Source organism: Sphingomonas sp. SORGH_AS_0789 (assembly GCF_031453055.1).
Lineage (GTDB): Bacteria > Pseudomonadota > Alphaproteobacteria > Sphingomonadales > Sphingomonadaceae > Sphingomonas.
Map to the genome: position 1 here is coordinate 57,985 of NZ_JAVIYV010000001.1, position 22,133 is coordinate 80,117.

Below are 22,133 nucleotides of genomic sequence, written 5' to 3' on the forward strand. Positions count from 1 at the left end.
GATCGGGGGGAAGCGAATGACGATGCGTTGGATGGCGGCGGCAAGCCTGGTCGCGCTGGCGATCCCGGCCATGGCGCAGGAGGCTCCGGTCCGCCCGCCCGTTGCCGCGAAGAAGCCCTATCAGGTGCCCTCGCCCAACGGCGCGCGCGAGGATGATTATTACTGGCTGCGCGACGACACCCGCAAGAATCCGGAGATGCTCGCCTATCTCAATGCCGAGAACGCCTATGCCGATGCGCAACTGGCCGGGCTCAAGCCGCTCCAGACCCGGCTCTATGACGAGACGGTCGCGCATATCAAACAGGACGACAGCAGCGTCCCGTATCGCAAGAACGGCTATTGGTATTCCTCGCGCTTCGTGACCGGTGCCGACTATCCGCTGATCGAGCGTCGGCAGGGCAGCCAGAGCGCCCCCGCCACCCTTCTCTTCGACCAGCCCGCCATGGCGAAGGACCACAATTTCTTTTCACTGTCCGACTGGTCGGTCAGCCCGGACAACAAGATGGTCGCCTGGGCCGAGGATACGGTCGGGCGGCGGCAATATGTCTTGAAGGTCAAGGATATCGCGACCGGCCGCATCCTCGCCGACACCGTGACCAATATCGAGCCCAACATCGTCTGGGCCGATGACAACCGCACCATCCTCTATATCGCCAAGGACCCGGTGACGCTGCGCGGCTATCGGGTCATGGCGCATCGGCTGGGCACGCCGGTCGGCGACGACCGCATGCTCTATGAGGAGAAGGACGACACCTTCCAGATGGGCATCGGCCGGACGACCGACGATCGCTATATCTGCATCGGCGTCCAGAGCACGGTCAGCGACGAGCAACGCTGCGCACCGGCGACCGCGCCCACCCGCTTCACCGTCATCGCCCCGCGCGAGAGCGAGTTCCGTTACAGCCCCGACCATCTGGGCCATCGCTGGATCATCCGCACCAATCGCGGCGCCAAGAACTACAAGCTGGCGACGCTGGCCGATGCCGACATGGCCAGGGGGGTCGCCGCCTGGCGCGATCTGGTGCCCGGCAGCGACACCGTGTTCATCGAGGATTTCAAGCCGTTCCAGGGGTTCGTCGCGATCGACCAGCGCGAGGGCGGCAACCGGATGATCCGCCTGCTGACCGATGCGGGCAAGTCGATCCCGGTCAAGGCGGATGAACCCGCCTATCGCATGGGCCTGTCGACCAACGAGGAGCCGGATACGCCCTGGGTCCGCTATACCTATGGCTCGCTGGTCACGCCGACCACGACCTTTGAGGTCAATGCCCGCACCGGCGAGCGCCGGACGCTCAAGGTGACGCCGGTGCCCGGCTATGATCCCAGCCGCTACGTCACCGAACGCGTCTGGGCCCCGGCCCGCGACGGAACGCGCATACCCGTCTCGCTGGTCTATCGCCGCGACGTGAAGCGCGACGGCACCGCGCCGCTCTTCCAATATGCCTATGGCAGCTATGGCATTTCAACCGATCCGGGGGTCGATCCGGGGCGGATCGGACTGCTCGACCGCGGCGTGGTCTATGCCATCGCGCATATCCGCGGCGGCCAGGAAATGGGGCGCGGATGGTATGATGACGGCCATTTGCTGAACAAGAAGAACAGCTTCACCGACTTCATCGACGTCACCCGCTATCTCGTGGCGCAGAAATATGCCGCGCCCGGCCGGGTCGCGGCGATGGGCGGCAGTGCGGGCGGGCTGCTGATGGGCGGGGTCGCGAACATGGCGCCGCAGGATTACAAGGTCATCATCGCACAGGTGCCCTTCGTCGACGTGGTGACGACGATGCTCGACGCCTCGATCCCGCTGACGACCTTCGAATATGACGAGTGGGGCAATCCGGCGAACAAGCCCTATTATGATTATATGCTCAGCTATTCGCCCTATGACAATGTGGCGGCCAAGGCCTATCCGGCGCTCTATGTCGGCACCGGGCTGTGGGACAGCCAGGTGCAATATTACGAACCCGCCAAATGGGTTGCCAAATTGCGCGCGACGAAGACCGACGCCAACCCGCTGCTGTTCCGGGTGAATATGGAGGCCGGGCATGGCGGCAAGTCGGGGCGGTTCGAGCGCATCCGCCAGAATGCCGAGTGGCAGGCATTCATGCTGTCGCAACTGGGCGTGGCGGGGTCGTAATTTCCGAGGTTTTCGCCTTGCGGCCTGCCCTCCCCCAACCCCTCCCGCCTGCGGGAGGGGAGTTCGTAAGGTACGGGTGGCGAGCGAATGCTCTTCTAACTCCCCTCCCGCAGGCGGGAGGGGCTGGGGGAGGGAATAGCCCCAAGCGATACCGGTCAAGGATAGAACCCTTCCCCCCACCCCCACACCCCGCTACGCATCACACATGATACGGCTCGGCTGGCTTGTCCTGGGATTGCTGTTCGTCGCGCTCGGCGTGATCGGGGCGATCCTGCCGCTGATGCCGACGACGATCTTCCTGATCCTGGCGGCGGGCTGTTTCGCGCGCTCGTCGCCCCGGCTGGAGGCGTGGCTGCTCGATCATCCGCGCTTCGGCCCGACCCTGCGGGCCTGGCGACGGGACGGCGCGATCGGGGTCAAGGGCAAGGCCATGGCGTGCGGCGGCATGGCGCTGGGCTATGGCCTGTTCTGGCTGACGGCCGCCCCGCACTGGCCGCTGGCGCTGCTGGTCGGGGTGGTGATGGCGGGCTGTGCGGGCTTCGTCCTAAGCCGCCCGACCGCGCGCTACTGAACGCGGTTGCGCCAGTAATATATGAACCGTATATGCTTCGTATATGGGCATAGTCAAAATCGACGATCACCTCCATGAAGAGGTCCGCCGCGCGAGCACGGTCATGTGCCGCTCGATCAACGCACAGGCCGAATTCTGGATGAAGATGGGCATGCTGGCCGAGGCCAATCCGACGCTCAGCTTCCATGACATCGTGAAGGCGCAGATGGCCGCTGCCGATGCCGCCCTGCCCCAGCCGATGGTCGCCTGACATGGTGAAGACGGCGGACGAGCTGGCGCTGATGCGCGTGTCGGGACGGCTGCTCGCCCAGGTTTTCGAGATGCTCGACGGGCTGACGCTGGCGGGCATGTCGACGCTAGCGATCAACGATAGGGTGGAGCATTTCATCACCCACGACCTGTCGGCCCGGCCCGCGAGCAAGGGGCAATATGGCTTTGCCTATGTGCTCAACAGCTCGATCAACCAGGTCGTCTGCCACGGCGTGCCGAGTGCGGAGGACGTGATCAAAGACGGCGACATCGTCAATCTCGACACAACGCTGGAAAAGAACGGCTTCATCGCCGATTCCAGCAAGACCTATATGGTCGGCGAGGTCGCGCCCGGCGCGAGGCGGCTGGTCCGCGTCGCGCAGGAGGCGATGTGGAAGGGCATCCGCCAGGTCCGGCCCGGCGCACGGCTGGGCGATGTCGGCGCGGCGATCGAGAAACATGCCAAGGCGAACGGCTATTCGGTGGTGCGCGACTATTGCGGCCATGGCATCGGGCGCGAGATGCACGAGGAACCCAATGTGCTGCACTTCGGACGGCCGGGAACCGGCGCGGTGCTGCGCGAGGGGATGACCTTCACCATCGAGCCGATGATCAACCAGGGGAGGCACAAGGTGTCGACCGGCGAGGATGGCTGGACGGTGGTGACAGACGACGGGAAGCTGTCGGCGCAGTTCGAACATACCGTCGCGGTGACGAAGACCGGGGTCGAGGTGCTGACGTTGCGGGCGGGTGAGAAGGTCGGCTGACTTACGCTCGTACCCCGGCGGAGGCCGGGGCCCAGTTTCGGTACGGCCCGTGGGGCGCACGGCAATGCGTGGGAGGCATCAGCGACGCGGTCGCTATGGCCTCCCCCTCATCGGCTGGCGCGCCACGCTGTTCGTTGCAACTGGGCCCCGGCCTTCGCCGGGGAACAGGGCGTTCTTACCCCTCCACCCGCAACCGATACCCCACGCCGAGTTCGTTCGCGATCACGCTTCCGACCGGCTGCGGTGCTTCCAGCTTCTGGCGCAGGTTGCGCACCACGATGCGCAAGTAGTCGATGCGCGGGTCCTCGTCCCCGCCCCAGGCCGCGTCGATGATCCGGTCATGCGTCACCACCCGGCCGGGATGGCGCGCCAGCACCGCCAGCACGTCATATTCCTTGCGGGTCAGATGCTGTTCCTCCCCCCCGCGCGTTACCAAGCGCCGGTCGAGATCGATCGCCAGATCGCCGGTCCGCACCACGCTCGGTGCCGCCTCCGCCGCACGCGCATGGCGCAGCGCGACCCGCAGGCGGGCGAGCAGTTCCTCGCTGTCGAACGGCTTGGTCACATAATCGTCCGCACCCAGGTCGAGCGCGGCGACCTTCTCGTCGGTCGCGTCGCGCGCCGAGACGACCAGCACCACCCGCTCTGCCGCACGCAGCAGCGGGATCAGGCCCAGCCCGTCGCGATCGGGCAGCCCCAGGTCCAGCAGCACCGCATCGGGATGCTCGGCCGCCGCACGTGCCAGCGCATCGCGGCCATCGCGCGCTTCGACCACGCGGTGCCCCGCCTGCTCCAACGTGTTGCGCAGCAGGCGGCGGATCGCGACTTCGTCGTCCACCACCAATATCGTCGCGGGCATCAGGCCATTCCCTCCGGCGCGCCGTCGCGCATGATCAGGTCGCGCGGAAAGACGAGGGCGAAGGCCGCACCGCTTTCATCGTCGCGATTGCCCGCCTCTACGCTCAGACCCATCGCCTCCGCAAAGGCCTTGACGATGGCGAGGCCCAGGCCGGTGCCGCCCGCTACCCGGTCCGATCCCTCCAGCCGCCGGAACGTCTCGAACACCTCGGCCTCGCGGCCCGGCGGCAGGCCGGGGCCATGATCCAGCACCGAGAGGCGCAAGCTGCCGTGGCGATGCCGCCCCTCGATCACGATCTCGGTCCCCGGATCGCCATAGCGCCCGGCATTGTCGAGCAGGTTGAGCAGGCAATGGTGCAGCAGTTGCGGATCGGCGCGCACCAAAGGCAGGTCGGGCGGCACGTCGAGCCGCACGGCATGCCCCTCCAGCGCGCGGCGGGCGTCATGCGCCGCGCCCGTCACCGCATCGCTCAGGTCGATCGCCTCGATCTTCAGCTTGAGCGCCCCCGCTTCGACCCGCGCCATGTCGAGCAGATTGGCGACGAAGCGGTTGAGCCGCGCCGCCTCCCCCTCGATGGTCGCGATCAGGTCCGGCGTCGCGCCCTGCCGCAACTGCGCGGCGGCGGCCATCACCGCAGTCAGCGGCGTGCGCAGATCATGGCTGACCGAGGAGAGCAGCGCCGCCCGCAGCCGGTCACGGGTGCGCACCGCATCGACATCGCGCACCTCCGCTTCCAGCCGCAACCGTTCGAGGATCAAGGCGGCCTGATCGATCAGCCCGGTCAGCAGCGGCAGGCGGTCGGCGCGCACCGGCTCGCCCCCCGCCTCACGCGCCAGCCCGAGAACGGCGAGCGTCCGGTTGCCCGCCTTGAGCGGCTGGAACAGCCATTCGGACGCGGCCAGCGTCGCCGAACCCTTGCCCGCCGGCGTGCCCGTGTCGAAGGCCCAGTGCGCGGCGGCCATTTCCATCGTCTCCAGCCGGTAATCGGGCTTGGTCGCCGTCTGCACCGCCAGCCCGGCGGGCGACGGGGTGAGCAGGACGGCCTGCACCTCGAACAGCCGGGCAATGTCTTCGCAGATCACGCGCGCCGCCTCGGCCGGGTCGGCGAGGCCGCTGAGCCGATGGAGGAAGCCCGCCAGCGTCGCATTGTCGCGTGCGCTGCTCGCCGCGAGGTCGGCCTGCGCCCGCACGCGCGAGGTCAGCTGGCTGGTCGCGACCGCGACGCCCAACAGGACGAAGATCGAGATGACATTCTCGGGATTGCTGACGCTCAGCGTGCCCACCGGGGGCAGGAAGAAGAAATTATAGGCAAGGCTCGACGCGATCCCCGCGAACAGCCCGGTGCGCAGGCCGTACAGGCTCGCCGCCGCCATGACGGGCAGCAGATAGAGCAGCGCGACATTGCCTAGGTTGAGGATATGGAACAGCGCGCTCGCCAAGCCCGTCACCAAGGCCACGCCGAGCAGCGTCAGGCCATAGCCGGTGGGCGAGCCCCATTGCCCGCGTCGCCGGGTTCGCTCGCGCTCGACCGGGGCCTCGCCGACGGGGAGGACATGGACGGTGACGCCCGGCGTCTCGCGCACCAACCGGTCGACGACCGAGCCGTGGCGCAGTTCGAACCAACGCGAGCGCTTGGCCTTGCCGACGACCAGCTGGGTGGCGCGGGCGTCGGCCAGGAAGGCGCGGATGCCCTCGACCACTCCGGGCGCGGGCACGGTGGCGACTGCCGCGCCGAGCTGCGTCGCCAGCGTCATCGTCGCGGCCAGCCGCCGGTGCTGCGCCTCGCCCAGGGTCGCGGTGCGCGGCGTGTCGATGAACAGGGCGGTCCAGGGTGCGCGCAGGGCATCGGCCGCGCGCTTGGCGGCGCGGACCAGTTCGTCGGCACCGGGCAGTTCGCTGACCGCGACGACCAGCCGCTCGCCCGCCGCCCATTGCCCGCCGACGCCAAGGCTGCGGACATGGTCGAGCATCTGCGCATCGACCGCCTGCGCCGCCCGCCTGAGCGCCAGTTCGCGCAACGCCGACAGGTTGGACTTGGAAAAGAAATGCGACAGCGCCCGCGTCGCTTCCTGCGACAGATAGACCTTGCCCGCCTTCAGCCGCTCGATCAGTTCGTCGGGGGGGATGTCGACCACCTCGATCTCGGCGGCCTCCAGGATGCGGTCGGGCACCGTCTCGCGCACGCGGACGCGGGTGAAGCTGGCGACGACGTCATTCAAGCTTTCGACATGCTGGATATTGACCGTCGAATAGACGTCGATCCCCGCCGCCAGCAGTTCCTCGACATCCTGATAGCGTTTGGGGTGGCGGCTGCCCGGCGCATTGGTATGCGCCAGTTCGTCGACCAGCGCGAGGCGCGGCGCGCGGGCGAGGACGGCGTCGATGTCCATCTCGTGCAGCGTCCGCCCTTCATAGGGCACGGCGCGGCGGGGCATGACCTCCTGGCCGCGCACCAGCGCCTCGGTCTCAACCCGGCCGTGCGTCTCGACCACCGCGACGACGACGTCGACGCCGTCGCGGCGGCGGGCGGCCCCCTCGGAAAGCATCTCGAACGTCTTGCCGACGCCAGGGGCTGCCCCAAGGAAGATCTTCAGGCGGCCGCGCCCCTCACGCTCGGCGGCGCGCAGCAGGGCGTCGGGGTCGGGGCGCGGCTCGCCTCCCGTCATCGCGCGGGCGTTGCGTCCAGCGCGCGGTTGAGGGCGAGGACGTTGACATGGGGGTCGCCCAGCACCGAACCCTCGGTCGTGGCGACGACCAGCGCGCGAACCCGCTCGACGCCCAGGCCACGGACGCGGGCGATGCGGGCGGCCTGCGCCAGTGCGGCTTCGGGCGACAGATCGGGGTCGAGACCCGATCCGCTGGCGGTGACGAGGTCGGCGGGCATATCGCCCATCACACCTTCGGCCCGACGCCTGGCGACATCGGCCTTCACCCGGTCGGCCAGCGCCTGCGAGGTCGGCCCCAGGTTCGAGCCCGACGAGGCGAGCCCGTCATAGCCCTTGCCCGCCGCCGAGGGACGCGTCTGGAAATAGCGGTCGCTGACGAACGCCTGCCCGACGACCTCGGAGCCGATTACGCGCCCCCCGACCCGCACCAAACTGCCATTGGCCTGATGCGGGAAGATCGTCTGTCCGATGCCGGTCATCGCCAGAGGATAGACCAATCCGAGCAGGACCGCGAACAGGATCGTCATGACGATCGCGGGCCGTAATGCGGTTGTGATGTCGGTATTCATGGTATTTCCTTTCCAAGCCCCTCCCCTTCAGGGGAGGGGTAGGGGGTGGGGCCTTTCCACAAGCGCTTCGTTCGCGGCGACGCCCCACCCCAACCCCTCCCCTGAAGGGGAGGGGCTTTTGCCCTCAGCTCACGCCAGTCCCAGGCCACCGACCACAAGGTCGATGATCTTGATGCCGACGAACGGCGCGATCAGGCCGCCCAGGCCATAGATGGCGAGGTTGCGCGCCAGCAGCGGCCCCGCCCCCATCGGCTTGTAGGCGACGCCCTTCAGCGCCAGCGGCACGAGCAGCGGGATGATCAGCGCGTTGAAGATGATCGCCGACAGGATCGCCGATTGCGGCGTCGCCAGTCCCATGACGTTCAGCACGCCGAGGCCGGGATAGAGCGCCACGAACATCGCCGGGATGATCGCGAAATACTTCGCCACGTCGTTGGCGACCGAGAAGGTCGTCAGCGCCCCGCGCGTCATCAGCAGCTGCTTGCCGAGGCCGACGACCTCGATCAGCTTGGTCGGATCGCTGTCGAGGTCGACCATGTTCCCCGCCTCGCGCGCAGCCTGGGTGCCGGTGTTCATCGCCACGCCGACATCCGCCTGGGCGAGCGCGGGCGCATCGTTGGTGCCGTCGCCGCACATCGCGACCAGCTTGCCGCCCTGCTGCTCCTTGCGGATCAGCGCCAGCTTGTCCTCGGGCGTCGCTTGCGCGAGGAAGTCGTCCACGCCCGCCTCGGCGGCGATGGCGGCGGCTGTCAGGGGGTTGTCGCCGGTGATCATCACCGTGCGGATGCCCATACGACGCAGCTCGCCGAAACGTTCGCGGATGCCCGCCTTGACCACGTCCTTCAGGAAGATGGCGCCGAGCAACCGGCCGTTCTCGGCCACCGCCAAGGGCGTACCACCGGCGCGCGCGATCTCGTCAGTGATGCGGCGCAGCTGGGTCGCCGCCGCCGTCTCCCCCACACCCGGATGGGCGCGCAGGATCGAGTCGACCGCGCCCTTCTGGATCAGCCGATCACCGATCCTCACGCCCGAGATTCGGGTCTGGGCGGTGAAGGGGATGATCTCGGCATTGGCGGGCAGGCTGGCGACCGACACCCCGAACTGCTCGCGCGCCAGGACGACGATCGAACGGCCTTCGGGCGTTTCGTCCGCCAGGCTGGCCATCAGCGCCGCCTCGGCCAGCGCATCCACGTCCGAGCCGCCGAGGCTGCGGAACTCGCTCGCCTGACGGTCGCCGATGGTGATGGTGCCCGTCTTGTCGAGCAGCAGCACGTCGACATCACCCGCCGCCTCGACCGCACGGCCCGACTTGGCGAGCACGTTGAAGCGGACTAGCCGGTCCATGCCCGCAATGCCGATCGCCGACAGCAAAGCGGCGATGGTCGTCGGGATCAGGGTGATGAGCAGAGCGGCCAGGATCGCCACCGGGATGCTGCCCCCCGCAAAGGACGCGAAGCCCGGAATGGTGCCGACCGCGATCAGGAAGATGATGGTCAGGCCGACGAGCAATATGGTCAGCGCCACCTCGTTCGGCGTCTTCTGACGCTCGGCGCCCTCGACCAGCGCGATCATGCGGTCGAGGAAGCCCTGGCCCGGATTGACCGTCACCTTCACCCGGATCTCGTCGGAGATAACGCGCGTGCCCGCCGTCACCGCCGAACGGTCGCCGCCCGCCTCGCGGATGACGGGCGCGCTCTCGCCGGTGATCGCGGCTTCGTTGACGCTGGCGACGCCCGCGACGACCTCGCCGTCCGAGGGGATCAGGTCGCCGGTCTCGACCAGCACCACATCGCCGATCTTCAGCGCGCTGGCGGGGACATTCTCCCACTCCTGGCCAGCGCCCTTCAGCCGCTTGGCGGCCAGCTCGGCCTTGGCGGCGCGCAGGGACGCGGCCTGCGCCTTGCCCCGGCCTTCCGCCAGCGCCTCGGCGAAGGTGCCGAACAACACGGTCAGCCATAGCCAGACGACCAGTTGCAGCTTGAACCCGGTGGTCAGCCCGTCATGCCCGACGACGAGCAGCACGGTCAGCAACGCGGCGACCACCGCGGTCACGAACATCACCGGGTTGCGGATCAGCTCGCGCGGATTGAGTTTGACGAACGAGGCCTTGATCGCCGGGAGCACCAGCTCGGCGGTAAACAGGCTCTTGGTAGGGGAATTGGCCATGAATGGCGCTCCCGATCAGAAGAGTTGACCGCGGATCATCGCGAGATGATCGGCGATGGGACCAAGGGCGAGGCTCGGCAGGAAGGTCAGGCCGCCCAGCACCAGCACGATGCCGACAAGCAGACCGATCCACAGCACACCCGTGGTCGGGAAGGAGCCCGCCGAGGCAGGGACATGCTTCTTCGCCGCCAGGCTGCCCGCAATGGCGAGCATCGGCACGATGATGAAGAAGCGGCCAACCCACATGGCGACGCCCAGCAGACCGTCATACCAAGGGGTAGAGGCGGTCAGGCCCGCAAAGGCCGAGCCGTTGTTCGCCACCGCGCTGGTGAAGGCATAGAGGATTTCGCCGAAACCATGCGGCCCCTTGTTGAGCGGCCCGGCCAGCCCCTGCCCCGTCACGCAGGACAAAGCGGTCAGCCCCAGGATGAACAGCGGCAGGACGGCGATGGCGAGGACGGCGAGCTTCACCTCGCGGCTCTCGATCTTCTTGCCGACATATTCGGGCGTACGGCCGACCATCAGCCCTGCGACGAACACCGCCAGGATGGCGAACAGCAGGAAGCCATAGATGCCTGCACCGACGCCGCCGATGACGACCTCGCCCAGCTGCATGTTGAACAGCGGGATCATGCCGCCAAGGGCCGTGAAGCTGTCATGCATCGCATTGACCGCGCCGCACGATGCCGCCGTGGTGACCGCCGCGAACAGCGCCGAGGCGGCCACGCCGAAGCGGACCTCCTTGCCCTCCATATTGCTCCCTGCGACGCCGAGCTGGTGCAGCACGGGGTTGCCCGCCGCTTCCGCCCAATAGGCCACGGTCGCGCCGCCCAGGAACAGCAGGACCATCGCGGCCAGGATCGCCCAGCCCTGCCGCGTATTGCCGACCGCCTTGCCGAAGCACCAGGTCAGGCCGAAGCCGATGACGAAGATCGACAGCATCTGGACGAAATTGGTGAGCGCGGTCGGGTTCTCGAATGGATGCGCGCTGTTGGCGTTGAAGAAGCCGCCACCATTGGTGCCGAGCATCTTGATCGCTTCCTGGCTCGCGACGGGTCCGAGCAGGATCGACTGGCGCACACCCTCCAGCGTGTCGATATTGACGACGCCCGCCATGGTCTGCGGCACGCCGCTGGCGATCAGGAACAGAGTGTAGACGACGCAAATCGGCAGCAGCAGGTACAGGGTGATCCGCGTCACATCGGCCCAGAAATTGCCGAGATTCTTCGTCTCGCGCCCCGCAAAGCCGCGGAACAGCGCGAACGCCAGCGCGATGCCGGTCGCCGCCGACAGGAAATTGTGGATGGCCAGGCCCAGCATCTGGGACAGGTTCGACATGGTCGCCTCGCCCGCATAGCTTTGCCAGTTGGTGTTGGTGGTGAAGCTGATCGCGGTATTGAACGCCAGATGCGGGGTCAGCCCGGCCAGCCCCTGCGGATTGCCCGGCAGGTAGAATTGGAGGCGCAGCACCGCATAGGTCAGGACCATCAACGCGACGTTGAAGATCAGCATGTGCAGCGCATAGCGGCGCCAGCCCTGCTGCGCCTCCGGGTCGATGCCCGACAGCGCGTAGAAGCCGCGCTCGACGGGGCCGAGCACGGTGTGAAGCGGCGTGCGCCGCCCCTCATAAAGCGCGAACAGCCACGCGCCGACCGGCTTGGTCAGCGCGAGCAGGATCGCGACGAAGCCCAGGATCAGGGCCCATCCTTGAAGCGTCATGATGCCGCCTCCTTCAGAAGCGTTCGGGGCGGATCAGCACCGCCACCAGATAGACGAGAAGGCCGAGCGCAGTCAGCGCCGTCAGCCAGAGGTCGAGGGTCAAGGCTCGGCCCTCCTCACGCGTGGTCGCACAGGCGAGCATAGGCGAGCGTCGCCGCCACCAGCCCGGCCATGACCAGCAACCAGATCAGATCGTCCATATCGCGGCTCCTCAGAAGGCAGCGATGAGGGTGGCGAGGAAGGTGCTGCCCGCGATATTGCCGGTGCCGTCCTGCCCCTTGCTGAAGCTCGGCCGCAGATAGGCGGCCTTGCGGTCGGAAATGTCGGTGTCGACCCAAGCCAGACCCAGCGTCAGGTTGCGCCACGTCGTGTCCGCACCCAGCGACCAGTCCCAATAATCGCCGGTCGGTGTCGGCGCGGTGGCATTGGGGCCGAGGCCGTCCATGCCCCAGCTATGGCCGATATGCGCCTTGGCGGTGATCGGCGTGCCCTGGATCGCCGCCGCGCCATCGCCCCAGAGATACAGATTGTCGCTCTTCGCGCCGGGATGGTCGTAAACGCCCGCCGCCGCACTGGCGCCATTGTCATACCATTTGCCGATCGCCTGCTGCTTGGGCGCATAGGCGACTCCGGCGGTCAGCGAGACCGGGCCGGTCGTGCCCGACAACTTGGCGAAGGGTTCGGCATAGTCGGTCTTGTTCGCGCCGCCCGGATACATGTACCAGGTCAGTCCGACGTCGAGCGTGCCGGTCGGGCTGATCCGGGTCTTGTACCCGCCGATCAGGTCCAGCTCCATGTTCGCGCCGCCGAAGGTTCCCCACCCCGCCAGGTTCGACGCCCAGGTGCCGACATAGGCACCGCTCTCATGGGTCAGCGTGATGCCGCCCTGCACCGCCATATGTTCGTCCGACTGCGAAATGCCGCGCAGGCGATAGTCGGAGACGATCGCGGCCGAACCGCTGACCGTCACGGGCGGCGGCGGCGCGGTTTCAGCGGTCTGCGCCGATGCGGCGGCCGGAAACACGAACAGCGCCGTGGCGGCGCAAATGGTGATGGTCTTCATATAGGCCCCTATGGACAGGCCGCCGCGAAGAAATGGGCGACCTCCAGGGCCGGGCAATTAGGCCTGGGCGGCGTAGCAATGCGAGGGCGATTGCCCGGTTTCGCATATAGACGGCGTATAGTGCGCCCTCCCATTCCTCCCCTGCAAGGGGAGGTGGCAGGCCGTCAGGCCTGACGGAGGGGTGTCACCCTCTCGGTAGCGGGACACCCCTCCGACGCGCTGCGCGCGCCACCTCCCCTTGCAGGGGAGGAAGAAAATGGCGTCATGGAAACGTCAACGATTTCCGCCATGACGGGACATGGTCACACTCTCCCGCCGCTCACTCCTTTCCGCCGGTGCCGCCCTTGCCGGAGCAGCCGCCCTGCCCCCGGCGATCGCCCGCGCCGCCGCGATCGCGCCCGACCGACGTACCGGCACGATCCGCGATGTCGAGCATGTCGTCATCCTGATGCAGGAAAATCGCGGCTTCGATCATTATTTCGGCACCATGCGCGGGGTACGCGGGTTCGGCGACCGCTTCCCCATTCCGCTCGCCCCGGCCACGCCGGGCGGCGAGCCGCGCACCGTCTGGCAGCAGATGGACCGCACCGCCCCCGACGGCCCGCGTCTGGTGTCGCCCTTCCGGCTCGACACGCGTGCCCATTTCGATCTGATGCGGATGAAGGGCACGCCGCACACCTGGCCCGATGCGCAATCCGCCTGGGACGAGGGGCGCATGGCGCACTGGCCCGAGGCGAAGAAGCAGCGCGCGATGGGACATTATGCCCGCGCCGACATCCCCTTCCAGTTCGCGCTGGCCGAAGCCTTCACGATCTGCGACGCCTATCACTGCGCGATCCAGACCGGGACCAACACCAACCGGCTGTTCCTGTGGACCGGCACCAACGATCCCTCCGGCAAGGCGGGCGGCCCGGCGATCAGCAATTCGCATGACAGCTTTGCCGAGAATGGCGGCGCGGCCGATCCTTACCTGTGGACCACGACGCCCGAGCGGATGCAGGCGGCGGGGGTGGACTGGCGCATCTATCAGGACATGGCGGACAATTTCACCGACAATCCGCTGGTCGGTTTCGCCGCCTTTCGCGAAGCGCATCACGGGCGCGGCGATCCGGCGCTGAAGGACCGGGCGCTGACCACGCGCGGGCTGGACGTGCTGAAGGCCGATGTGCTCGCCGGGCGGCTGCCGCAGCTGTCCTATGTCATCGCCACCGCCACCGGGTCGGAACATCCCAACCCCTCCAGCCCGGCGCAGGGGGCGGCCTATACCGCCGAGCTGCTCGACGCGCTGACCGCCGACCCGAAGGTCTGGGCGCGCACAGCGCTGTTCGTGATGTTCGACGAGAATGACGGCTTTTTCGACCATGTCCCGCCGCCCGCGCCGCCGTCGCGCGGGGCCGATGGCCGTCCGCTCGGCGGATCGACCGTCGACTTGGCGGGCGAATATCATGACGTGCCCTCGACCGGCGATGCCGATGTCGACAAGCCCGCCTATCGCGGCCGCCCTTACGGCCTGGGCCCGCGCGTGCCCATGTATGTCGTGTCGCCTTGGAGCCGGGGCGGCTGGGTCAACTCGCAGGTGTTCGACCACACCAGCGTCATCCGCTTTCTGGAGACGCGGTTCGGCTTTCACGAGCCCAATATCTCCCCCTGGCGACGCGCGATCTGCGGCGACCTGACCAGCGCGTTCGACTTTGCCGCGACCGGGGATGCTGCACCCCGCCTGCCCGATCCGCGCGGCGACGCGATCCGGGCGGCCGCGATCAAGGGACAGGTCAGCCCGCAGGCCCCCGTGTCGCCCGGCATGCCCCGTCAGGAGCCCGGCCTCCGCCGCGCCCGCCCCCTGCCCTATCGGCTCGAGGTGCAGGAACTGGCGGGGGTCGACGGCCTTGGCCTGCGGTTCCAGGCGGAGGGCGCGGGCGCGGTCTTCCATGTCTATGACCGGCTGGCGCTCGACCGCGTGCCGCGCCGCTATACGCTGGCCGCCGGCACCCGGATCGAGGATCGCTGGGGCCTCGATGCCGAGGGCCGCTACGATTTGTGGATCCTGGGACCGGGCGGGTTCCACCGGCATCTGGCGGGACAGGGCGCGATGCCACAGCCGCTGCAATGGCGGATCGCCGAGGACATGCTGCACCTGACCGTCCCCGCCGCGATCGCCGATCTTCGCATGGTGCGCGCCACGGCGGGCGGCGGCGAGACGCGGACCGTGGCGCTGGCCCCCGGCGCGCATCGCTGGTCGCTGGCCGCCGATCTGGGCTGGTACGACATGATGCTGACCCGTGCGGCTCAACCCGATTATCGCCGTCGCCTGGCCGGGCGGCAGGACCAGGCGAACCGCGCCACGGTGAGCGACCCGTTCATGGCCTGACCGGGCAAATCAACCACTTCCCCGCCGCATGAGGGGACGATAGGGGTTAGCGGTCACATAATCGGGTTTCTAAAGGGGATGAGGATCATGCGAAGCATAGCGCGCGCCATGGCGCCGGGCGACCGACGCGGACGAATGGCGAAGCGACTGATCGCCGCCGCCGCGCTGCTCTGCGGCAGCGCCCCGCTCGCCCTCTCCGCCGATCCGCTGGCGACGATAGAGCGCAACGGCGCGCAGGTCTCGGTCGAACCCTATGCCCCCGGCATCGTCCGCGTCACCATCGCGATGGACCGCACGCTGGCGGAGGCCAAGCCCGGCTATGGCATCACCGCCCGGAGCGATGCGACCGGCTGGACCCATCGCACCGATGCCAGCGGCGATATCTTCACCTCGGCCGGGCTGAACGTCACCGTCGCCGCCCAGCCCTGGCCCAAGCCGCCCAGCCAGATGGAGCGTTACTTCGCCCCCTCGCTGCCCCCCGTCGCGATCAGCTTCGCGGGGGCCGACGGCAAGCCGCTGACCCGGATGAACGGGTGGGAGATGGCACCGCACACCGTCTCGGGCGAGGCGACGTTCAAGGTCGGCGCGAACTTCGCCGACACGCCCGACACCCATTATTATGGCCTCGGCCAATATCAGGACGGCGTGCTGGACCTGCGCGGCCGGACCATCGACTGCCGCCACGACTATGACCGGCCCGGCGGCGAGTCCGTCTGCGTGCCCTTCATGGTGACGGACAAGGGGTATGCGATCCTGTGGGACAATCCCTCGGCCGCGACCGTCTCGCCGGGGCTGATGAACGCGACGAAGTTCCAGTCCAATGTCGGCGAGCGGGCGTCGTTCTTCGTGATCGCCGGCAAGACGGCCGACGAGCTCTATGCGGGTTATGCCCGGCTGACCGGCGCGACGCCGCTGCCGCCCAAGGCCGCGTTCGGCCTGATCCAGAGCAAGGCGCGTTACGAGACGCAGGGCCAGCTGACCGAGATCGCCGACGGCTATCGCAGCCGGGGCCTGCCGCTCGACATCATGGTGCTCGACTGGTTCTACTGGACCCGGATGGGGCAGCTCGACATCGACCGCACCGCCTTTCCCGATCCGGCGGGGATGAACGCGCATCTGAAATCGATGGGCATGCGCAGCATCATCAGCATCTGGCCGCGTTTCGAGCGCGAGAGCCGCTGGTTCGACACGCTGGCGGCCAAGGGCTGGCTGATGAAGGACAAGGACGGCAAGCCGGTCGACGGCCTGCCCATCCGCTCCGACCGGGCGGGCGCGCTGATCGACAGCACCAACCCAGAGGCGCGCGAGTGGTTCTGGGGCAAGATCCGCGACAATATCTTCTCGAACGGCTTCGACTATGCCTGGCTGGACGAGACCGAACCCGATCTGGTGCCAGAGGGACATTTCTTCGCGATCGGCTCGGGCGACCGCTATCGCAACGTCTATCCGCTGCTCCACACCGCCAGCGTCGCGGACGGGTCGGCGCGCGACCGGCCGACCATGCGCAACGTCATCCTGTGCCGCGCCGCCTATCTGGGGACGCAGGCCAATGGCTGTCTGTTCTGGTCGTCGGATGTGCAATCCAACTGGGAGGCGCTGAAGCGGCAGGTGCCCGCCGGGCTCGGCATGACCGCCAGCGGCATCGCCTATTGGTCGAGCGACACGGGCGGCTGGCAATGGCCGAGCGGGCCGGAGGCGCAGGCCCCGGTGCTGGTCGATCCGGCGGGTGCAACCGTGATGGCGCCGTCCTATCGCGATTACCCCGAGCTGTTCGTCCGCTGGTTCCAGTATAACGCCTTCACCCCGACGCTGCGCATCCATGGCCAGCGGCCGGGTACCGCGCTGTGGGACTATGGCAAGGCGGCCGAGCCGATCCTGGCGAGCAGCCTGCGGCTCCGTTATGCGCTGATCCCCTATATCTATGCGCTGGGGCGGCAGACGAACCAGAGCGGCGCGCCGTTCATGCGTGCGCTATTCATGGACTTCCCCAATGATCCGGTCGTGAAGACACTGGGCGACGAATATATGTTCGGCCCCGCCTTCCTGGTCGCGCCCGTCACCGAACAGGGGCAGACGGCGCGGCGCGTCTATCTGCCCGCCGGGACCGACTGGTATGACTGGTGGACCGACAAGCGCTATACGGGCGGCCAGTGGATCGAGGCGGCGGCGCCGATCGACCATATCCCGCTGTTCGTGCGGGCGGGGTCGATCGTGCCGATGGGCGTCCAGGTGCCCAGCACCGCGACCGCGCAAGCCCTGGAGAGCGTCCGCGTCTATCCCGGCCGCGATGCCAGTTTCACGCTGTATGACGATGACGGCACCACCAATGCCTATCGCACCGGCGGCGGGCGCAGCGCCACGCTGCGCTGGAACGACGCCACCCGCCAGTTGACCGCCGGGGGCCGCCTGCCGACCGGCCAGACGCTGGCGCCGCTGGTCAGGATCGTCGGCCAGTAACAGGATCGCGCCCGGCGAGTTTCCCCTTGAGGAAAACGGACCGGGCGCGATACGATTTTGGCGACGGACCGGAACGACCGGCCGTTCCAAAATGGGGAGAAGGAGCATGATCGGACTCATTGCCATGCTGTTGGCCACGCTGCCCGCCGCGCCGGGACAGGCCGCGCCCAGCGCCGCCGCGCAGCCCAGCATCTTCGACAAGGCGGTCAACGCACCGGGCATCGGGTGGAATCCCTATGGCCCCAACCAGGCCGCCAGGCAGGTAGCCGCCGCCGAGGTTCCCGGCGGGGCCGCGGTCCAGATCAAGGTCGCACGCGCCGGGGCCAATCCCTGGGACAGCGGCGTCACCTATCCGACGGTCAAGCCGATCGCGGCGGGCGACACGATGCTGGTCATGGTCTTCCTGCGCGCGCCCGATGCGACCGACGCCGCGCCGGTGACGATCCCGGTGGGCATGGGTGGCTCCGAGCCGCCTTACACCCCGATCGCGACCGAGCCGGTTCGGGTCGGATCGACCTGGAAACGCTATTATGTCACCGGCGTCGCGAACCAGGCCTATGCCGCGGGCAAGGCCAATATCTCGGTCCAGCTAGCCGGGGCCAAGCAGGTGATCGAGGTCGGACCGGCCTTCCTGCTCGATCTGGGGCCGGGCTTCGATCGGTCGAAATTGCCGCATAACTGATGGGCTGAACGAGGGGCGGGAATCCACCCGCCATCCAAAAAGGACCGCCCGCCTCCCCACGGGAAACGGGCGGTCGCACGTCACGCTCCGGCCGGAGCCCGAAGGCCCCGGCCGAACCTTGCCGATCAGAAGGTGCCGCGAAGCGCGAAGGTGAAGCGGCGGTCGTTGACGATGTAGGAGCGCGGCGCCGTGGCGGTCGAACCGCTGATATAGGCCTGCTCGGTCTTGATGACCTGATTGGCCAGGTTCACGCCCTGCACGCCGATCTTCAGATATTTGTTCAGGTTGATGAACGCCGACGCATCGAGCTGCCCGCCCGCATCCTGATAGATGGAGGTATAGGGGAAGATCACGTCCGCCGGGGTCAGCAGATATTTCGAACGCCAGTTATACGCCGCCCGCAGCGACACCGGCCCCTTTTCATAGAAGAGCGCGGCGTTGACCGTATGCCGCGACAGCCCCTCCAGCGGAATATTGCCCGGCTTGATGTTCGAATTGTTCGCCGGAGCACCGCCGTTCAGGAACGAGTTGGGCAGGCCCGAGCTGTCGATATAGGTATAGCTGCCGCTCGCCCCCAGACCGCCGAGCAGCCCCGGAAGGAAGTCGAAGGTCTGCTGATACGCCGCCTCGAAGCCCTTGATCTTGCCTGTGCCGTCATAGTTGGAGGGCCCGCGCACCAACACCGACTGGGTGATGCCGTTGCTGGTGATGTTGCGGGTGGTGACCGACTGGTAGAAGAAGTCCTTCACCGACTTGTAGAAGACGTCCAACGACAGCTGGCCGACACGGGCGAAATACCATTCGACCGTGGCGTCGAACTGCCACGCGGTGGCGGGCTTCAGATAGGGATTGCCCGCCGTTGCCGTGATCTGGCCGCCATTGGCGTCAAAGCCGAGTTGCAGGAAGTTGCGGATATTGGCGAAGTCCGGACGAGTCATCACCTTCGACGCCGCCAGACGCAGCACCACGTCGCGACCGATCCCGAACTTCAGGTTCATGCTCGGCAGCCAGTAATGATATTGGCTGCGCGCCGTATCGGGCGTCGTGACCCCGGTCGAGAATTGCCGGATCGCGTTATAGGCTGGCCTGCCAAGCTGGCAGATGCCCGTCGGCACGGCGGTGACGCTGACGCCATTTTGCGTCGTGGTCTGCGGCGCGCACCGGACCTCGAACTCGTCGGTCGTGCCCGTCTGCTGCCGGGTCGGCGCACCGATCGAACCTGCCGAGGTCACGTCGGTCAGGACATAGCGGACGCCGATATTGCCGCTCATCCGAACGCCCGGGAACAGGTCGCCCGGCGTCGCGAAGTTCAGCTGGGCAAAGGCGTTCTTGTCCTGTTGGTTCACCAGCTGGATTTCCGACGGCAGATACGGCGTGCCCGACACGACGCCTGCCCGCTGCGCCAGCGGCGACCAGGTCGTGGCGGTCGAACCATTGGCCGACTTCCACAAATTGCCGATCGACTGGAAATAGGCCGCCGCCTGCTGGTAATCGTCCGTCATGTTGCCGGTATAATAATAGGCGGACGGCGAACCGTTGGTCGCACCACGGAAGAAGTTCGGGAAGGTATAGAGCTCGGTCTGGCCCGGCTGCTGTGCGAAGGACACGGGGTTGCTGCCCGACCAGACTTCCGACAGCGCACCCCAGTTATAGGTGGTGTAGCGCACCTCCGACGCGCGGTCGGCATAGCGTGCGCCGAACCGCGCGCGGGTGAAGAAGCTGCCTTCGTCGAACTTATAGTCGACATCGGCCTTGAACGCATATTCGCGGCCCACGCTCTCTTCGAGATGGTCCATCGCCGCGCGCCAGAACTGGACGTTGCGGTTGGCGAAATATTGCGAATCGCTCTGCTGGTTCAAGGTCGGGTTGGGCGTCGCCCAGCTCGCCTGGAGCGTCGTCGGCTTGTGCGGGATGACGGCCGGCAGATTGCCCGACAGGTCGAGTTCGGAGTCGGCGAAGGTCGAGCCGAACACGCGCAGATCGGTGTTGGTCTTCTTCGCACGGGTATAGTCGCCGTCGAGATTGACCGACCAATGGTCGTCAAGCTGGGTCTTCAGGTTAACGCCGAAGTCGGTGACGGTGTTCTCGTCCCGCGTCATGCCGCGCGCCAGCGACTGCTGCGTACCGCCGGTGGGGACCCAGCAGGTCGCCTGACCGCTGCAACTGGCGCGATACCCATTGCCCGGCGCGGTGATGTACCCCGACTGGAACAGGCCGTTGGCGTCATAGACATAGTTCTTGGTCGTGCCGGTCGGGCACTGGGCGATCGTCGCGTTGTTGGGGCCCAGATTGTTCTGGAGGCAGCCCACCGGATAGGTGTTGTATTCGGCCAGGTCGGGCGCGGTCTCGAAGGTCCGCTCCGACGTGTTGTTGACCGTGTGGGTCCGCAGGAACTGCGCGGTCAGGACGGTGCGCTCGTCATTGCTCTGCCACTGGCCCGCCAACGCGATGCCGTCACGCTTGCGATCGAATTCCTGCGTCGCGAACTGGCCGCCGATCGGTGCGTAGCGCAGCGATGCCGGGTCGAGATAGCCGTCCGCGCCCGGCGTGCTGGCCGCGCCGCACGCGAACCCGGTCGTGCCGCCCACCGGCAGCGTCGTCTGGTCGACCGTGCCGGGCAAGGGGTTGCGGCAATTCTGCGCGGTGGTCGAATTGGCCGCCAGCGCCAGCGTGTTGTCGCGGGTCTGGATATTGGTGATGCGGATGCTGTCCGCCCGGCTGCGAACGCGCGAGTAGGAGATGTTGCCGAGCAGGCCGAAGCGGCCGATGCCGGTATCCCAGGTGTTGCTGACCAGCAGAGAGCCCGTCGGCGACCATTTCTTCTTGAAGTCGCCATAATTGCCCTCGGCGGTGAAGCCGATATGGAAACCCTTGTTGTCGAACGGCTTGCGGGTGTTCAGATTGACCGTACCGGCCAGGCCGCCCTCGATCAGATCGGCGGTGGCGTTCTTGTACACCTCGACCGAGCCGAGCAGTTCGGCGGGCACGTCGGAGAAGTTGATCGCCTGCCCGCCGATCCCCGCCGAGAAGGTGTCGCGGCCGTTGAACTCGGACCGGACGAAGGTCAGGCCGCGCACCGCGACGCCCGAACCCTCGACCGAGAAGTGATCGGGGTCGTTGGCGGCGGCGAAGCGGCTGATCGACACGCCGGGCACGCGCTGCAACGCCTCGGTCACCGAACGGTCGGGCAGCGCGCCGATGTCGCTGGCGGTGATCGCGTCGACCACGGTGTCGGAATTGCGCTTGATCGACTGGGCGTTCGCCAGGCTCTGGCGGATGCCGGTGACGACGACTTCCTTTTCGCTGCCGACCTCGTCGCCCGCGGCGGGCTGCGATCCGGCGGCGCCGACAGCGGCGCTGGTCGGCGGCGTCGCCGATCCGGCCGTCCCCTGGCCCGCGACCGATCCGGTCGGCGAGGAGGTGGACTGGTCCGCTCCGGCCGCAGCCTGCGGATCGGCGGCCTGCGCGAAGGCGGGCGCGCTCAGCGAGGCGATGCACAGCGCACCGGCGGACGCCCCGAACAGAAGGCGCGAAAAACGATTGGCATTGGACGTGAGCGGCGCAAAGCTGCGCATAACGGTCATCCCCCCCTTTTGTGCGCGCCACTATTGACGTCGCTAACTAGGTTGCGATCGCGACTGTTACCGCGATTCACCGCAACATGATTGCGCTACCAGCCGCGAAACAACAAGATACTGATCCTAAAAATGGCCGATCCGGGACAAGGTGCGACATTCCTGCCACGCTTCGCATCGCGACGGATTGCGGCATGGGCCAAGGCGCGGCATGACTTGGAAAATTGGCACGGGAATCGAGGCCAAAAGGGGGGGGATGGTAGCGTGACAACGGATCGGCTGCGG

15 protein-coding genes are annotated in these 22,133 nt (G+C 67.4%); 7 read left to right on the top strand and 8 right to left on the bottom strand.

All coding sequences use genetic code 11. The features are described from left to right. Window positions 1-16 precede the first annotated feature (16 nt). The 4 genes from QE360_RS00260 (at window position 17) to map (ending at window position 3,724) form a co-directional block, all read left to right on the top strand. Entirely contained in the window at window positions 17-2,137 is a 2,121-nt protein-coding gene (locus QE360_RS00260) for a S9 family peptidase (protein WP_309698367.1), read from the top strand. 205 nt (window positions 2,138-2,342) lie between these two features. Beyond that, window positions 2,343-2,708: a YbaN family protein gene (locus tag QE360_RS00265; protein WP_309698369.1), complete on the top strand. Its 366-nt coding sequence runs from the start codon at window positions 2,343-2,345 to the stop codon at window positions 2,706-2,708. Window positions 2,709-2,751: 43 nt separating this feature from the next. Further along, the gene (locus QE360_RS00270) at window positions 2,752-2,958 is read left to right on the top strand and encodes a ParD-like family protein (protein ID WP_307104209.1); all 207 of its coding nucleotides are present in this window, start codon (window positions 2,752-2,754) and stop codon (window positions 2,956-2,958) included. A 1-nt stretch (window position 2,959) separates the two neighbouring features. Next, on the top strand, window positions 2,960-3,724 hold the full coding sequence (map, locus tag QE360_RS00275; protein ID WP_309698371.1) for a type I methionyl aminopeptidase: 765 nt from the start codon (window positions 2,960-2,962) through the stop codon (window positions 3,722-3,724). Between the two features lie 175 nt (window positions 3,725-3,899). On the opposite strand, the gene QE360_RS00280 is transcribed toward map, so the two are convergent. The 7 genes from QE360_RS00280 to QE360_RS00310 form a co-directional block, all read right to left on the bottom strand. Further along, on the bottom strand, window positions 3,900-4,583 hold the full coding sequence (locus QE360_RS00280) for a response regulator transcription factor (protein WP_309698373.1): 684 nt from the start codon (window positions 4,581-4,583) through the stop codon (window positions 3,900-3,902). Beyond that, window positions 4,583-7,249, bottom strand: a complete 2,667-nt coding sequence (locus tag QE360_RS00285; RefSeq protein ID WP_309698375.1) for a sensor histidine kinase KdpD — start codon at window positions 7,247-7,249, stop codon at window positions 4,583-4,585. Before QE360_RS00285 ends, QE360_RS00280 begins: the two co-directional genes overlap by 1 nt. Continuing rightward, window positions 7,246-7,818, bottom strand: a complete 573-nt coding sequence (gene kdpC, locus QE360_RS00290) for a potassium-transporting ATPase subunit KdpC (protein WP_309698378.1) — start codon at window positions 7,816-7,818, stop codon at window positions 7,246-7,248. Before kdpC ends, QE360_RS00285 begins: the two co-directional genes overlap by 4 nt. Window positions 7,819-7,947: 129 nt before the next feature. Next, window positions 7,948-9,984 carry a potassium-transporting ATPase subunit KdpB gene (gene kdpB, locus QE360_RS00295; RefSeq protein WP_309698381.1) on the bottom strand — a complete coding sequence of 679 codons (2,037 nt, stop codon included), beginning with the start codon at window positions 9,982-9,984 and terminating at the stop codon, window positions 7,948-7,950. Window positions 9,985-9,999: 15 nt separating this feature from the next. Further along, complete coding sequence (gene kdpA, locus QE360_RS00300; RefSeq protein WP_309698383.1) at window positions 10,000-11,703, bottom strand: potassium-transporting ATPase subunit KdpA; 1,704 nt, start codon at window positions 11,701-11,703, stop codon at window positions 10,000-10,002. A 13-nt stretch (window positions 11,704-11,716) separates the two neighbouring features. Next, window positions 11,717-11,806, bottom strand: a complete 90-nt coding sequence (gene kdpF, locus QE360_RS00305; RefSeq protein ID WP_307104195.1) for a K(+)-transporting ATPase subunit F — start codon at window positions 11,804-11,806, stop codon at window positions 11,717-11,719. Window positions 11,807-11,914: 108 nt separating this feature from the next. After that, a complete protein-coding gene (locus QE360_RS00310; protein WP_309698386.1) occupies window positions 11,915-12,766 on the bottom strand; it encodes a TorF family putative porin in 852 nt (283 codons plus the stop codon). Between the two features lie 298 nt (window positions 12,767-13,064). Between QE360_RS00310 and QE360_RS00315 the strand changes: the two genes are divergently transcribed. From QE360_RS00315 to QE360_RS00325, 3 genes are all read left to right on the top strand, one after another. Further along, on the top strand, window positions 13,065-15,134 hold the full coding sequence (locus QE360_RS00315) for a phosphocholine-specific phospholipase C (RefSeq protein ID WP_309698388.1): 2,070 nt from the start codon (window positions 13,065-13,067) through the stop codon (window positions 15,132-15,134). A 108-nt stretch (window positions 15,135-15,242) separates the two neighbouring features. Further along, a complete protein-coding gene (locus QE360_RS00320) occupies window positions 15,243-17,591 on the top strand; it encodes a TIM-barrel domain-containing protein (protein WP_405052655.1) in 2,349 nt (782 codons plus the stop codon). A gap of 106 nt (window positions 17,592-17,697) precedes the next feature. Continuing rightward, the gene (locus QE360_RS00325) at window positions 17,698-18,273 is read left to right on the top strand and encodes a hypothetical protein (protein ID WP_309698390.1); all 576 of its coding nucleotides are present in this window, start codon (window positions 17,698-17,700) and stop codon (window positions 18,271-18,273) included. A gap of 125 nt (window positions 18,274-18,398) precedes the next feature. Here QE360_RS00325 and QE360_RS00330 read toward each other — a convergent pair whose 3' ends face one another. Beyond that, window positions 18,399-21,857 carry a TonB-dependent receptor gene (locus tag QE360_RS00330; protein ID WP_309698392.1) on the bottom strand — a complete coding sequence of 1,153 codons (3,459 nt, stop codon included), beginning with the start codon at window positions 21,855-21,857 and terminating at the stop codon, window positions 18,399-18,401. Window positions 21,858-22,133: the final 276 nt, after the last annotated feature.

What these genes read in the sequence shown, in the direction of transcription:
- QE360_RS00270 (WP_307104209.1), top strand. Translation starts at nt 2,752, where the DNA reads ATGGGCATAGTCAAAATCGACGATCACCTCCATGAAGAGGTCCGCCGC.
- QE360_RS00280 (WP_309698373.1), bottom strand. Translation starts at nt 4,583, where the DNA reads ATGCCCGCGACGATATTGGTGGTGGACGACGAAGTCGCGATCCGCCGC.
- QE360_RS00330 (WP_309698392.1), bottom strand. Translation starts at nt 21,857, where the DNA reads ATGACCGTTATGCGCAGCTTTGCGCCGCTCACGTCCAATGCCAATCGT.
- QE360_RS00285 (WP_309698375.1), bottom strand. Translation starts at nt 7,249, where the DNA reads ATGACGGGAGGCGAGCCGCGCCCCGACCCCGACGCCCTGCTGCGCGCC.
- map (WP_309698371.1), top strand. Translation starts at nt 2,960, where the DNA reads ATGGTGAAGACGGCGGACGAGCTGGCGCTGATGCGCGTGTCGGGACGG.
- QE360_RS00315 (WP_309698388.1), top strand. Translation starts at nt 13,065, where the DNA reads ATGGTCACACTCTCCCGCCGCTCACTCCTTTCCGCCGGTGCCGCCCTT.
- kdpB (WP_309698381.1), bottom strand. Translation starts at nt 9,984, where the DNA reads ATGGCCAATTCCCCTACCAAGAGCCTGTTTACCGCCGAGCTGGTGCTC.
- QE360_RS00310 (WP_309698386.1), bottom strand. Translation starts at nt 12,766, where the DNA reads ATGAAGACCATCACCATTTGCGCCGCCACGGCGCTGTTCGTGTTTCCG.
- QE360_RS00320 (WP_405052655.1), top strand. Translation starts at nt 15,243, where the DNA reads ATGGCGCCGGGCGACCGACGCGGACGAATGGCGAAGCGACTGATCGCC.
- QE360_RS00265 (WP_309698369.1), top strand. Translation starts at nt 2,343, where the DNA reads ATGATACGGCTCGGCTGGCTTGTCCTGGGATTGCTGTTCGTCGCGCTC.
- kdpA (WP_309698383.1), bottom strand. Translation starts at nt 11,703, where the DNA reads ATGACGCTTCAAGGATGGGCCCTGATCCTGGGCTTCGTCGCGATCCTG.
- kdpC (WP_309698378.1), bottom strand. Translation starts at nt 7,818, where the DNA reads ATGAATACCGACATCACAACCGCATTACGGCCCGCGATCGTCATGACG.
- QE360_RS00325 (WP_309698390.1), top strand. Translation starts at nt 17,698, where the DNA reads ATGATCGGACTCATTGCCATGCTGTTGGCCACGCTGCCCGCCGCGCCG.
- QE360_RS00260 (WP_309698367.1), top strand. Translation starts at nt 17, where the DNA reads ATGACGATGCGTTGGATGGCGGCGGCAAGCCTGGTCGCGCTGGCGATC.